We start from the raw sequence: 12,827 nt of genomic DNA, 5'->3' as shown, positions 1-12,827 counted from the left end.
CGTCAGGAACACTCGGCGCCGCCGGACTCCCCATCTCCCTTGCGCACGGCGGCCGTTCGGGTTTCAAGCGAAGGCGAGGGGCAAGACGACGGGCATGTCTCGATACCGCAGCGGCAACCAAGCGGGCCGGGTCATCGCCGTCGTGGCCGATGTCATGGCGGTGATACTCGGGCTCTGGATCCTGATGTACCTGCTGGACGCCAACCGGGGCAACGACCTGGTGCAGTTCGTCCACGACGCGGCCTCCTGGCTGGCCGGCTGGTCGCGTGACCTGTTCACCTTCGACGAGGAGTGGGCGCGCGTGGTCGCGGGCTACGGCCTGGCCGCGGTGGTCTACCTCTTCGTCGGCCACGCGATCGCGGGCCGCATGCAGCGCCACTGACCCGCGCGGCCACCGGGTGACCGGCCCCGTCGGGCCACCGGGACGCGGGCCGCTCCCGGCCGTCGGCGCAGCGGCCCGGCGCGGCCCTCAGCCCCTCACCGGCGGCGGGCCCTCACCCGCAGCAGTCGGGGTCGAGGCCCCACGGCAGGCGGTCGCCGCCGAACACGGCGCAGGTGGCCTCGTCGCCGCCGAGCGCGGCGACGGCCAGGAGCAGCGAGCCCGCGGTCCACGCGGTCAGCTCCTCCGGCCACACGGCCCGGTCCTCGAAGACGTAGCCCGTCCAGTACAGGCCGCTCTCCTCGTCCCGCAGGTGCCGGATGGACTGCAGGATCTCCAGGGCCCGGTCGGACTCGCCCGTCGCCCACAGCGCGAGGGCGAGTTCGGCCGACTCGCCGCCGGTGACCCACGGGTTGGGGTCCACGCAGCGCACGCCGAGGCCGGGCACGACGAAGCGGTCCCAGTCGGCGTCCAGGCGCGCCTTGGCCTCGGCGCCGGTCAGCGCGCCGCCGAGCACCGGGTAGTACCAGTCCATCGAGTAGCGGCCCTTGTCGAGGAACCGCTCGGGGTGGCACCGGATCGCGTGCCGCAGCGCGCCCGCCGCCAGCTCCCAGTCGGGCTGCGGCTCCTCGCGCTGCTCGGCGATCGCGAGCGCGCAGCGCAGCGCGTGGTGGATCGAGGAGCAGCCGGTCAGCAGCGCGTCGGCGCGGTCGGTGCCGTCGTCCTCGCGCTTCCAGCCGATCCGCCCGTCCGCCTGCTGCAGCCGCAGCACGAACTCGACGGCCGCGTACACGACGGGCCACATGCGGTCCAGGAAGGCGTCGTCGCCGGTGGCCAGGTAGTGGTGCCAGACGCCGACGGCGACGTACGCGCAGAAGTTGGTCTCGCGCCCGCGGTCGGTGACGTCGCCGGCGTCCCCGTCGGCGTAGGCCGCGTACCAGGAGCCGTCCCCGTTCTGGTGGCGCGCGAGCCACGCGTAGGCCCGCTCGGCCGCCGCGTGCTCGCCCGCCGCGTCCAGCGCCATGGCCGCCTCGGTGTGGTCCCACGGGTCGAGGTGGTGCCCGCGGAACCAGGGGATCGCGCCGTCCTCGCGCTGCACGGCCAGGATGCCGCGGACGGTCCGCGCGGCCTGCTCCGCGGTGAGCACGCCGGCCAGGACCAGGTGCTCCGTCCGGGGCGTGGTCACGAAGCGTCCACCCGGGGCAGGTGCGGCTTGGTCGCGTACGCCACGAAACTCTTGCCGATCAGCGGGTTCAGGGCGCGCTCGGCGGCCTTGGTCGCCAGCGGCTTCTTCATGATGTCCCAGACCAGCAGCTTGTGGTACGCCCGCACGGGCAGCGCCTTGTCGTTGTCGACGCCGAAGGCGCACTTCAGCCACCAGTACGGGGAGTGCAGCGCGTGGGCGTGGTGGGTGCCGTACGGGCGCAGGCCCGCCTGGCGCATCTTGCCGAGCAGCTCGTCGGCGCGGTAGATGCGGATGTGGCCGCCCTCGACCTCGTGGTAGGCGTCCGACAGGGCCCAGCAGACCTTCTCGGGGCCGTAGCGGGGCACGGTGACCGCGATGCGGCCGCCCGGCCTGAGCACCCGGACCATCTCGGCGAGGACGCCCTTGTCGTCCGGGATGTGCTCCATCACCTCGGAGATGATGACGACGTCGAAGGACTCGTCGGGGAAGGGCAGCGCGAGCGCGTCGCCCTCCATGGCGGTGGCGGTGGCGCCCTCGGGGGCCTCGCCCGCCTCCTTCATCGCCGCGAACCACTTGGCGACCTCGCGGATCTCCTCGCCGTTGCGGTCCAGGGCCACCACCCGGGCGCCGCGCCGGTAGCACTCGAAGGCGTGCCGGCCGGCCCCGCAGCCGAGGTCCAGGACCCGGTCGCCCGGTGCGAGGGGGAAGCGGGAGAAGTCGACGGTCAGCACGTGGCCCTGCTTTCGCGGTCGGGGGTTCCGGCGGGGTCGCCGCCTGCTTGCGGGACGTCGTCGGGTGCGGCGGGGACGGCCGGGCGGGCGCCCCGGCCCGCGGCGGAGCGCGCGATCGCCTCCCGGTAGTGCCCGACGGTGCCCTCGGCCGCCCGGGCCCAGGTGAACCGCTCCAGGACGCGTGCGCGGCCCGCGGCGCCGAGCCGGGCCCGCAGCTCGGCGTCGCCCAGCAGCCGGCCGAGCGCGGCGGCCAGCGCGCCGGCGTCGCCGGGCGGCACCGCCAGGCAGGTCTCGCCGTCCGCGCCCGCGACCTCCGGGATGGCGCCGCCGGTCGTGGCCACCAGCGGCGTGCCGGTCGCCATGGCCTCGGCGGCGGGCAGCGAGAAGCCCTCGTAGAGGGAGGGCACGCAGGCGACCTCGGCCGAGCGCACCAGGTCGACGAGTTCGGCGTCGGAGATGCCCTTCACGAACTCCACGGCGCCCGCGAGGCCGTAGCGCTCCACGGCCTGCGCGACGGGCCCGTCCGCGGGCCTCTTGCCGACGACGACGAGGTGGGCGCCGGAGTGCTCGGTGCGCACCTTGGCCAGCGCCTCGACCAGGTACACCAGTCCCTTGAGGGGCACGTCGGCGCTGGAGGTGGTGACGATGCGCCCCGGCACCTGCGCGACGGCCGGGTCCGGCGAGAAGAGGTCGGTGTCGGCGCCGATGTGGACCACGTGGACGCGGTCGGGCCGCACTCCGAGGTCTTCGGTGATCTCCCTGCGGGAGCTGCCGGAGACGGTGAGCACGGACGGCAGCCGGCGCGCGACCCGCTTCTGCATGCGGGTGAAGGCGTACCAGCGGCGCACGGACATCCTGCGCCGCCGGTTCTCGGCCGCGTCCAGTTCCAGTCGTCGGTCCACGGTGATGGGGTGGTGGATCGTGGTGACCAGCGGCGCGCCGAGGTCGCCCAACAGGCCGTAGCCGAGCGTCTGGTTGTCGTGCACGACGTCGAAGTCGCCGCGCCGGGCGCGCAGATGGCGGCGGGCGCGCAGGGAGAACGTCAGCGGCTCGGGGAAGCCGCCGGTCCACATCGTGCCGACCTCGAGCGCGTCGATCCAGTCGCGGTACTCCTCGCGCCGGGGCGTGCGGAAAGGATCCGGCTGGCGGTACAGGTCCAGGCTGGGCAGCTCGGTGAGGAGCGGCGAGACGCGGTCGCCGTCCAGGACGTCGAGCACGGGGTAGGGCTGCGCGCCGATGACCTCGACGTGGTGGCCGAGGCGGGCGAGTTCGCGGGAGAGATGCCGTACGTAGACGCCCTGGCCGCCGCAGAACGGGTTCCCCTTGTAGGTGAGGAGCGCGATGCGCAGCGGTCTGCCGCGGTCGGCGGCCGAGCCCGCCCGGGGGCCCGCCTCCATGGCCTCAGCGGTCACTCTCGGACCCCTTCTCCCAGCATTTTCCCGCGAGATTACTTCGGACGGTAATGTAGAACAAGTTTCAGACTTGATCGTTCGAGGAGCATCGAATCTACCGGCAGGTAGCCCGCCGGTGAGCGTTGGATCAGGTGATTCCCGCCACGGCGCGGGTCTACGCTGCCGGCACCTCCACCGCCCTCACGCCGAACCGCCGCACGAACGTCACGGAACGGGACCCACGCGATGCCTGCGCAAGCCAAGACCGCGCGAGCGGCCGCCCCCTCGCCCCCGCCGCCGTCCGGTGCGCCGCTCACCGCGCGCCAGGAGGCCCGCCGCCGCCGCATCCTGCGGGCGAGCGCCCGCCTCGCGGGCCGGGGCGGCTACGAGGCCGTGCAGATGCGGGCGGTCGCCGAGTCCTCCCGGGTCGCGCTCGGCACGCTGTACCGCTACTTCCCGTCCAAGGTGCACCTGCTGGTCGCCGTGATGCAGGACCAGCTCGCGGAGCTGCACGCCACGCTGCGCAGGCGGCCGCCGGCCGGCGACACCCCGGCGGAGCGGGTCGCGGAGACGCTGATGCGGGCCTTCCGCGCGCTGCAGCGCGAGCCGCGCCTCGCGGAGGCGATGGTGCGCGCCCTGACCTTCGCGGACCGCAGCGTCAGCCCCGAGGTGGAGCAGGTCTCACGGCAGACGACGGCGATCGTCCTGGACGCCATGGGCCTGGACGACCCCGCGCCCCGGCAGCTGGCGGCGGTCCGGGTCGTCGAGCACACCTGGCACTCGGCGCTGATCGCCTGGCTGTCGGGGCGCGCCTCGATCGCGCAGGTGCGCACGGACATCGAGACGGCGTGCCGGCTGATCGACCCCGCCGACCCGGCCGCCCGCGCCTGACCCCCGCGGCCCTCCCCGCGCCCGGTCAGCCCGGTCAGCCCGGTCCTTGCGGTCCTCGCGGCCGCCGGCGAGCCGGTGTACGCGCGTGCGCAGGGCGCCCGGTACGGGTCACCCCCGTCGTCCACCGCGTACGCCGGGCCCGCCTCGTACGACATCGACAGCCCTTCCCGGTGGGTCTCGTCGTAGGCCGCGTCGCCGATCCCGGCGCGTACGCACAGCTCGTGGCGGCGGCGGGCGACGAGGCCGGGCGAGTCCGGGCGGGCCGCCCGTACGCCGTACGACGGTCGGGGGACTCGTTCAGAAGGATCACCGGGCCCCATCACTTCCGGGCACATTGCGGCCGAAACCGATCAATGGTTCATCGGCGCAGGTGAGGAGGGGGATAGTCGAGATCGTCGGGTGCGGTGCGGAACGGCCTCTGGAAGGCTGAGGAGGCTGGGGAGTCATGGGGGACGGCGTCCGGGAGCGGCCGGCACCGGGACGGGTGCGGTTCCGCGCACCGCTCCTCCCCTGGCTCGTCTGCACGCTGATCGCCGCGGCGGACCTGCTCCTCGACCGGCTCCCCCCGCTGACCGCGCTGCTGTCCGCGGGCCCGCTGCTGGCCTGCGCACGGCCGGGGACGCGGGCCACCGCGCGGGTGTGCGGCTGGGCGGCGCTGCTCGGCCTGGCCGGCGGGGTCACCGACGGCTCCGTCACCACGCCCGGGTTCGCCGTCCGGTACGGCGGGCTGCTGCTGACCTGCGGCCTCACCGTGCACGCGGCCCGGCGGCAGGAGCGCCTCGCGGCGACGCTCGGCGAGGTCCGCGAGGTGGCCCGGGTCGCCCAGGAGGCGATCCTGCGGCCGCTGTCCCGGTGGCTCGGCGGCACGCACGTGTGCACCCGCCACCACTGCGCCGCGCGCGAGTCGCGGGCCGGCGGCGACCTGTACGACGTGGCGGTCACGCCGTTCGGGCTGCGGGTCCTCGTCGGGGACGTGCGCGGGCACGGCCTGGACGCGGTCCGGCTGGCCGCCGGCACGGTCACCGGCTTCCGCGAACTGGCGTACACGGTTCCCGACCTGCCCACCCTCGCGGCGGGCCTCGACGCCGGGCTCGCCCCGGAGCTGGGCCCCGAGGACTTCGTCACGGCGGTCCTCGCCGAGTTCGCGCCGGGCGAGGTGCGGCTGGTCAACTGCGGCCACCCGGCGCCGCTGCGCTCGGGCCGGCGCGTCGAGTTCCTCGAACCGGCCGTGCCGACCACGCCGCTGGGCCTGGGCCCGGAGCCCCGCCAGTACCGGGTGCGCCTCCAGCCGGGCGACCGGCTGCTGCTCTACACCGACGGCGTCACCGAGGCGCGCGACCCGCAGGGCGCCGTCTTCCCGCTGCTCGGCGAGGCCGCCCTCGCGCTGCGCGAGCCGCTGCCCGACGACGCCCTCGACCTGCTGTACGCACGGTTGCTGGAGCACACGGGCATGGCGCCCGGCGACGACCTGGCGCTGGTGCTGTGCCAGCCCGCGGAGACGTCCGTCCCCGCCCCGCAGCCGGCGCTCTGAGACCCGCGGCGCGGACGCCGCACCGGTCCCGTGCCGCCCTCCCCTTCGGGGACCCGGCGGCGGGCCGGTAGAGTGGGCAGGTCGTCATCACGCCCGTACGGGGGAGAGCCGGTGCGCACCCGGCACCTCGCCTCCCGCGCCGCCGGTCCGTTCGCACAGGGGAAACCCAGGTCGCATGCCGTCCCTCCGGACGGCGGGTTCGGTGCGTCCCGTCCCGGACGTGACCGGCTCGCGTCACCGGCCCCCCGGTGACCGGCACCGTCGAGAGTTCGTCCGGAGCCGAGCCGCCGGGTGCCCCGCGGGCCCGTGCCGCCCGGCTCCTCGCAGGGAGAGGCACCCGCCGATCATGTTCGTCCGCCGCAGCGCCGCGGTCCTGGCCGCCACCGCCGTGATCGGCGCGGCCCTCGCGCCGGCGGCCCTCGCCGACGCGTCCCCCTCCGCGTCCCCGGAGCTCCCCTCCGCCCTGTACGGCAGCGGGGACCCGACGTACGACGGCGTGTGGCGGCAGTCGCTCGCGCTGCTCGCCCAGGACACCGCCGGCGTGGCGCCCGCCGCCGCGGCCGTCGGCTGGCTGGCCGGGCAGCAGTGCGCGGACGGCGCCTTCGCCCCCTACCGCGCCGACCCGGACGCGGCGTGCGACGCGAAGACGGCCGTCGACACCAACAGCACCGCCGCCGCCGTCCAGGCCCTGGCGGCGCTCGGCGGCCACGACGCGGCCACCGGCAAGGCCGTGACCTGGCTGAAGTCCGTGCAGAACGAGGACGGCGGCTGGGGCTACACCCCCGGCGGCGCCAGCGACACGAACTCGACCTCGGCCGTGGTCGGCGCGCTCGCGGCGGCCGGTGAGGAGCCGCGGCAGGTGCGCTCGGGCGGCAGGTCCCCCTACGACGCGCTGCGCGCCCTCGCCGTGCCCTGCGGCCGGGACGGCGGCGGCGCCTTCGCCTTCCAGCCGGACGAGGGCGGCGCGCTGACGGCGAACGCCGACGCGACGGCGGCGGGCGTGCTCGGCGCCCTGGGCGAGGGCTTCGTGGTCGCGCCCGGGAAGTCCGGGAAGGACGAGAAGGGCGAGAAGGGCGAGACGGGGCAGGAGGAGGCCGGCGGCGGGTGCGCCGCCGGGTCCACCGCGGCGGACGCCGCGCGCAACGGCGCCGCGTACCTCGCCGGCGCGCTGGCCGCCGACGGGCACCTGACCTCCGCCCTGCCCGGCGCCGAGGACCGGCCCGACTACGGCAACACCGCCGACGCGGTCGTCGCGCTCGCCGCCGCGGGCCGCACGGCCGACGCCGGCGAACCGCTGACCTGGCTGGAGGAGAACGCCGCGTCCTGGGCGGCGAAGAGCGGCCCGGCCGCGTACGCCCAGCTGGTCCTCGCCGCGCACGCCACCGGCGCCGACCCGCGCGACTTCGGCGGCACCGACCTCGTCGAGCGGCTGAACGCCACCGGTCCCGCGCCCCGTGCCTCCGGCGAGCGGACCGCCGCGGCGGAGACCGGCGACGACGGGGTCTCCGTCGGCTGGTTCATCGGCGGCGGCCTGGCCGTCGGCGTGCTCGGCGGCCTGCTGCTGAGCCTGCGCGGCGGGAGGCGGCGGCCGTGACCCGCCGCCGCGTGTGCGCGCTGGTCCCGGGGCTCGTCGTGGCCGTGCTCGCCGCGGCCGCGCCCGCGCAGGCGGCCGGCTACCGCTACTGGTCCTTCTGGGAGCGGGACGGCGGCTCGTGGGTGTACGCGACACAGGGGCCCGCGTCCTCGCGGCCCGCGGACGGCTCCGTGCAGGGGTTCCGGTTCGCCGTGAGCGCGGACGCCGGGGAGTCCGGGGGCGCCGGGGACACCGCGCGGCCGCGCGGGGCCGCGCGCTTCGCGCCGATCTGCGCGCGGACGCCAAAGCGGGCGGACCGCAAGCGGATCGCGCTGGTCCTCGACTTCGGCACGGCCGCGGACGCCCCGCCGGGCGGGACGCCGCCGCGGCCGCGGACGGCCTGCGCGAGCGTCGCCGAGGACGCGACGACGGCGGACGCGCTGGCCGCCGTCGCCCCGCCGCTGCGCTACGACGCCAACGCGCTGCTGTGCGCCATCGCCGGATATCCCCGTACGGGGTGCGGCGAGCGGGTACCGGACGGCGGCGGCGCGGACGCCCGGGGCACGGACGCCTCGTCCGCGTCCCCGGCCGGGTCGCCGGACGCCGGCGGCCCGTCGGTGGGGATCGTCGCGGGCGTGGCCGTCGTGGCCGTGCTCGGCGCCGCCGGCGTGTGGCAGGCGCGGCGGCGCCGCGGCTAGGAGGCACGTTCCCCCATGAAGCCTCCGAAGGACCGAAGGGACCGGAGAACCCCGGGGACCGCGGTGTCCCGCGCGGCCGTGCGGGACACCGGCGCGGGGCCCCGGGCCCGGTGGTTCCCGCGCGCCCCTGAGGCCCACCGGTCCAACGCCCTGCACGCGGGCGCCTGGTGGCTCTGGGCCCTCGGCCTGGGCGCCACCGCGTCCCGCACCACCAACCCGCTGCTGCTCGCCCTGGTCGTCGGCGTGGTCTGCTACGTCGTCGCGGCCCGCCGCACCCGGGCGCCCTGGTCGCGCTCCTACGGCGCGTTCGTCGGCCTCGCCCTCGCCGTGCTGGGCGTCCGGCTGGCCTTCGCCGTCCTGCTCGGCTCCGGCGTCCCCGGCACGCACACCCTCCTCACCCTGCCCGAGGTGCCGCTGCCCGGCTGGGCGCAGGGCGTCCGGATCGGCGGCCGGGTCACCGCCGAGGGCGTGGTCTTCGCCCTGTACGACGGGCTGCGGCTGGCCACCCTGCTGATCTGCGTGGGGGCCGCGAACGCCCTCGCCCACCCGGCCCGGCTGCTGAAGTCCCTGCCGGGCGCCCTGTACGAGGCGGGCGTCGCGGCCGTCGTCGCCCTCACCTTCGCGCCGAACCTGATCGCGGACGTGCGGCGGCTGCGGGCCGCGCGCCGGCTGCGCGGCCGCCCGGACCGGGGCCTGCGCGGACTGCTCCAGGTCGGACTGCCGGTCCTGGAGGGCGCCCTGGAGCGCTCGGTGGCCCTCGCGGCGGCGATGGACGCGCGCGGGTACGGGCGCACGCTGCCGGTTCCGGCCGCCGTCCGCCGCACCACCGCCGTCCTCACCCTGGGCGGCCTGGCCGCGGTCTGCGCGGGCACGTACGGGCTGCTCACCGCGGACGGCTCCGGGTACGGGCCGCCCCTGCTGCTCGCCGGGACGGCCGCGGTGCTCGCCGGGCTGTGGCTGGGCGGCCGCCGCTCGCCGCGCACCCGCTACCGGCCCGACGCGTGGGGCGTGCGCGCCTGGCTGGTCGCCGCCTCCGGCGCGGCGGCCGCGGTCCTGCCGCTCCTGGCCGGCGCGTACGGCTCCGCCGCCCTGCACCCCTCCGTCGTCCCGCTGACCGCGCCGGTCCTGCCCCTGTGGCCGGCCGCGGCGGTCCTGCTGGGCCTGGTCCCCGCGTTCGCCGCCCCGATCCCCAGGGAGCCGTCATGATCCGTTTCGAGGACGTCTCCGTGACGTACGACGGGCAGGACGCACCCGTCGTCCGAGGGGTCGACCTGACCGTCCCCGAGGGCGAACTGGTGCTGCTCGTCGGGCCGTCCGGCGTCGGCAAGTCGACCGTGCTCGGCGCGGTGAGCGGGCTCGTGCCGCACTTCACGGGCGGCACGCTGCGCGGCCGGGTGACGGTCGCGGGCCGCGACACCCGCCTGCACAAGCCCCGCGAACTCGCCGACGTGGTCGGCACGGTGGGCCAGGACCCGCTCTCCCACTTCGTCACCGACACGGTCGAGGACGAGCTCGCGTACGGCATGGAGTCGCTCGGGCTCGCCCCGGACGTCATGCGGCGGCGCGTCGAGGAGACCCTGGACCTGCTGGGCCTCGCCGACCTGCGGGACAGGCCCGTCGCCGCGCTCTCCGGGGGCCAGCAGCAGCGGGTGGCGATCGGGTCCGTGCTCACCCCGCACCCCAGGGTGCTGGTCCTGGACGAGCCGACCTCGGCGCTCGACCCGGCGGCGGCCGAGGAGGTGCTCGCCGTGCTCCAGCGCCTCGTGCACGACCTCGGCACGACGGTCCTCATGGCCGAGCACCGCCTGGAGCGCGTCGTGCACCACGCCGACCGGGTCGTCCTGCTGCCCGCCCCCGGCGCCGCCCCCGTGACGGGCACGCCGGCCGAGGTCATGGCGGTCTCCCCGGTCCACCCGCCGGTGGTGTCCCTGGGCCGGCTCGCCGGCTGGTCGCCCCTGCCGCTGACGGTGCGGGACGCCCGGCGGCGGGCCGGGGCGCTGCGGGAGCGGCTGGCGCGGGTGGCACCGGACGGGCCACCGGAACCGCCGGCGCACGGAACGCCGGGCGGGGCACCGGCCGAAGCGGGCCCCGGCGCCCCCGGCTCCCGGGTGGCCACGCACCCGTCCCGCACCGCGGCCGCGGTGCCGCCGACGCACGGAACACCGGCCGGGCCCGTCCCCGGTACGCCGGGGGGACGGACGGCCGCGGGCCCGTCAGGTCCCGGGGCGGCCGGGTCCGGCGGCCTCGGGGCCACGGGGCCGGGCGCCCCCTCGGCCACCGGGGCGGACGGGCCCGCGTCCGCGCCGGGCGGGACCGCCGCGGGGGCCGGGCCGCGTCGCCCGGGGCTGCTCGCGGGGTTGCGCGCGGGCCTGTTCCGCGGCCGTGCCACCGCCGCCTCCCCCACCGCGGGGCCGGCGGCCGCCCCGCCCACCGCGGGGCCGGGGGCCGCCGGTCCCGCGCCCGCCGCCTCCGTCGAGGGCCTCGTCGTCCGGCGCGGACGCGTCGAGGCGCTGCGCGGGGTCGCGCTGGACGTCGCGGCCGGCGAGACCGTCGCGCTGATGGGGCGCAACGGCGCGGGCAAGTCCACGCTGCTGAGCGCCCTCGTCGGGCTGGTCGAACCGGCCGCGGGCCGGGTGCGCGTCGGCGGTGCGGCACCGCACCGGACGGCGCCGCGCGACCTCGTGCGCCTGGTCGGCCTCGTGCCGCAGGAGCCGCGCGACCTGCTGTACGCGGACACGGTGGCCGCCGAGTGCGCCGCCGCCGACCGGGACGCGGGGGCGGCGCCGGGCACCTGCCGGGCGCTGGTGACCCGGCTGCTGCCGGGCGTCGGCGACGACGCGCATCCGCGGGACCTGTCCGAGGGCCAGCGGCTGGCGCTCGCGCTGTCCGTGGTGCTGGCGGCCCGGCCCCCGCTGCTCCTGCTGGACGAGCCGACCCGCGGCCTGGACTACGCGGCGAAGGCCCGGCTGGTCGCGGTCCTGCGCGGGCTGGCCGCCGACGGGCACGCCATCGTCCTGGCGACCCACGACGTGGAGCTCGCCGCGGAGCTGGCGCACCGCGTGGTGATCCTCGCCGACGGCGAGCGGGTCGCCGACGGCCCGGCCGACGACGTGGTCCTGGCCTCCCCGTCCTTCGCCCCGCAGGTCACCAAGGTGCTGGCGCCGCAGCGCTGGCTGACGGTCGCCCAGGTCCGCGCCGCCCTGGGGGCCGCCGGGGACGGGGAGGCGGACGCGTGAGCCGGGACGACGGCGCAAGGACGGGCGCGCACGGCGGCGGGAACGCCGGCACGGCCGCGGGCACCGGCACCGGCACGCGCGGCGGCTCGGGCGGAAGCACGGGCGCCCGCACGGGCGGAGGCCCGCACGGCGGCCGGGCCGGACGTCCGCGCGGCGCGGCCCCGTCCGCGGCCGGCCCCGGGCGCCGGGCCCGGGTGCGGGCCGTCCGGCTCGGCCCCCGGTCCGTCGCCGCCCTGCTCCTCGTCAGCGCCGTGGGTCTGGCCGCGTTCCTCTGGCCGCTCGTCGCGGGCCCCGGGTCGCAGGTCGCCGCGCACGCGCAGGACGCGCCCTGGCTCTTCGCGGGCCTGCTGGTGCTGCTGGTCGGGGTGGTCACCGCGACCGTCGCGGAGTCCGGGCTCGGCGCGAAGGCCGTCGCCATGCTGGGCGTGCTCGCCGCGACCGGCGCGGCGCTGCGCCCGATCGGGGCCGGGACCGCCGGGATCGAGCCGATGTTCTTCCTCATGGTGCTGAGCGGGCGCGTCCTCGGGCCGGGCTTCGGCTTCGTCCTCGGCTCCCTGACGATGTTCGCGTCCGCGCTGCTCACCGGCGGGGTCGGCCCGTGGATGCCGTTCCAGATGCTGGCCATGGGCTGGTTCGCCATGGGAGCGGGGCTGCTGCCGGGCGCGGAGCGGCTGCGCGGCCGCGGCGAGCTGCTGCTGCTCGCCGCCTACGGCTTCGCCGCCGCCTTCGCGTACGGGACGATGACGAACCTCGCGGGCTGGCCCTTCCTGAACGGACTGGCCTCCTCGATCGCCTACGACCCGGACGCCCCCCTCTCCGCCGACCTGGTCCGCTTCGCCGCGTACTGCCTGGCCACCTCGCTCGGCTGGGACCTGGGCCGGGCGGTCGTCACGGTGACCCTGACCCTGCTCCTGGGACCGGCCGTCCTCAAGGCCCTGCGCCGCGCCACGCGCCGGGCCTCCTTCGAGGCGCCCGTCGCCTTCGAGGAGGGCGCCCGCGCGGAGGACGCCTCCGGTGCGGCGCCGGTCGCATCCGGCCGCGACCCGCTGTAGCCGTTCCCCTCGCAGCGGGCCGCCGCCCCCCGCCGTGCCCGCGCCCCTTGCCGCGTCTCCGGCCGAAAAGCGGTCAACGGCCCCGCCCGGCCCGCCGTCTTCCGGTGCGGAACGGCAGGCACGCGCCCCCGTGGCGGGCCCGCCGGCACAGCGACAGGA

Annotated in this window: 11 protein-coding genes; 8 read left to right on the top strand and 3 right to left on the bottom strand. The window is 77.6% G+C overall.

Annotation, left to right across the window (positions count from 1 at the left end; translation table 11 throughout):
• Window positions 1–94: 94 nt before the first annotated feature.
• Window positions 95–382, top strand: a complete 288-nt coding sequence (locus IE271_RS01395) for a hypothetical protein (RefSeq protein ID WP_190188224.1) — start codon at window positions 95–97, stop codon at window positions 380–382.
• A gap of 112 nt (window positions 383–494) precedes the next feature.
• Here IE271_RS01395 and IE271_RS01390 read toward each other — a convergent pair whose 3' ends face one another.
• Genes IE271_RS01390 through IE271_RS01380 form a run of 3 tightly spaced genes read right to left on the bottom strand, consistent with a single transcriptional unit; the run spans window position 495 to window position 3,708 of the window.
• Window positions 495–1,565, bottom strand: a complete 1,071-nt coding sequence (locus IE271_RS01390; protein WP_190188223.1) for a prenyltransferase — start codon at window positions 1,563–1,565, stop codon at window positions 495–497.
• Entirely contained in the window at window positions 1,562–2,296 is a 735-nt protein-coding gene (locus IE271_RS01385; protein WP_190188222.1) for a class I SAM-dependent methyltransferase, read from the bottom strand. The genes IE271_RS01390 and IE271_RS01385 overlap by 4 nt, the downstream gene beginning before the upstream one ends.
• Window positions 2,290–3,708, bottom strand: a complete 1,419-nt coding sequence (locus IE271_RS01380) for a glycosyltransferase family 4 protein (RefSeq protein WP_190188221.1) — start codon at window positions 3,706–3,708, stop codon at window positions 2,290–2,292. Before IE271_RS01380 ends, IE271_RS01385 begins: the two co-directional genes overlap by 7 nt.
• Window positions 3,709–3,933: 225 nt before the next feature.
• Between IE271_RS01380 and IE271_RS01375 the strand changes: the two genes are divergently transcribed.
• The 7 genes from IE271_RS01375 to IE271_RS01345 all read left to right on the top strand — a co-directional run bounded on the left by IE271_RS01375 (window position 3,934) and on the right by IE271_RS01345 (window position 12,668).
• Window positions 3,934–4,578: a TetR family transcriptional regulator gene (locus tag IE271_RS01375; RefSeq protein WP_190188220.1), complete on the top strand. Its 645-nt coding sequence runs from the start codon at window positions 3,934–3,936 to the stop codon at window positions 4,576–4,578.
• Window positions 4,579–5,023: 445 nt separating this feature from the next.
• Complete coding sequence (locus tag IE271_RS01370) at window positions 5,024–6,109, top strand: PP2C family protein-serine/threonine phosphatase (RefSeq protein WP_190188219.1); 1,086 nt, start codon at window positions 5,024–5,026, stop codon at window positions 6,107–6,109.
• Window positions 6,110–6,455: 346 nt separating this feature from the next.
• The gene (locus IE271_RS01365) at window positions 6,456–7,703 is read left to right on the top strand and encodes an SCO2321 family membrane protein (RefSeq protein WP_190188218.1); all 1,248 of its coding nucleotides are present in this window, start codon (window positions 6,456–6,458) and stop codon (window positions 7,701–7,703) included.
• Window positions 7,700–8,380: an SCO2322 family protein gene (locus IE271_RS01360; protein WP_190188217.1), complete on the top strand. Its 681-nt coding sequence runs from the start codon at window positions 7,700–7,702 to the stop codon at window positions 8,378–8,380. Before IE271_RS01365 ends, IE271_RS01360 begins: the two co-directional genes overlap by 4 nt.
• Before the next feature lie 15 nt (window positions 8,381–8,395).
• Window positions 8,396–9,586 carry a CbiQ family ECF transporter T component gene (locus tag IE271_RS01355; protein WP_190188216.1) on the top strand — a complete coding sequence of 397 codons (1,191 nt, stop codon included), beginning with the start codon at window positions 8,396–8,398 and terminating at the stop codon, window positions 9,584–9,586.
• Window positions 9,583–11,616, top strand: coding sequence for an ABC transporter ATP-binding protein (locus tag IE271_RS01350; RefSeq protein WP_190188215.1), 2,034 nt, complete (start codon window positions 9,583–9,585; stop codon window positions 11,614–11,616). Before IE271_RS01355 ends, IE271_RS01350 begins: the two co-directional genes overlap by 4 nt.
• 194 nt (window positions 11,617–11,810) lie before the next feature.
• Entirely contained in the window at window positions 11,811–12,668 is an 858-nt protein-coding gene (locus tag IE271_RS01345; protein ID WP_190188555.1) for an ECF transporter S component, read from the top strand.
• The last annotated feature ends 159 nt before the right edge of the window (window positions 12,669–12,827 follow it).

The sequence above is a fragment of the Streptomyces minutiscleroticus genome (assembly GCF_014650875.1).
Classification (GTDB): domain Bacteria; phylum Actinomycetota; class Actinomycetes; order Streptomycetales; family Streptomycetaceae; genus Streptomyces; species Streptomyces minutiscleroticus.
Note: the sequence above shows the minus strand (reverse complement) of the source record. Positions and strands in the feature narration are given on the sequence as shown.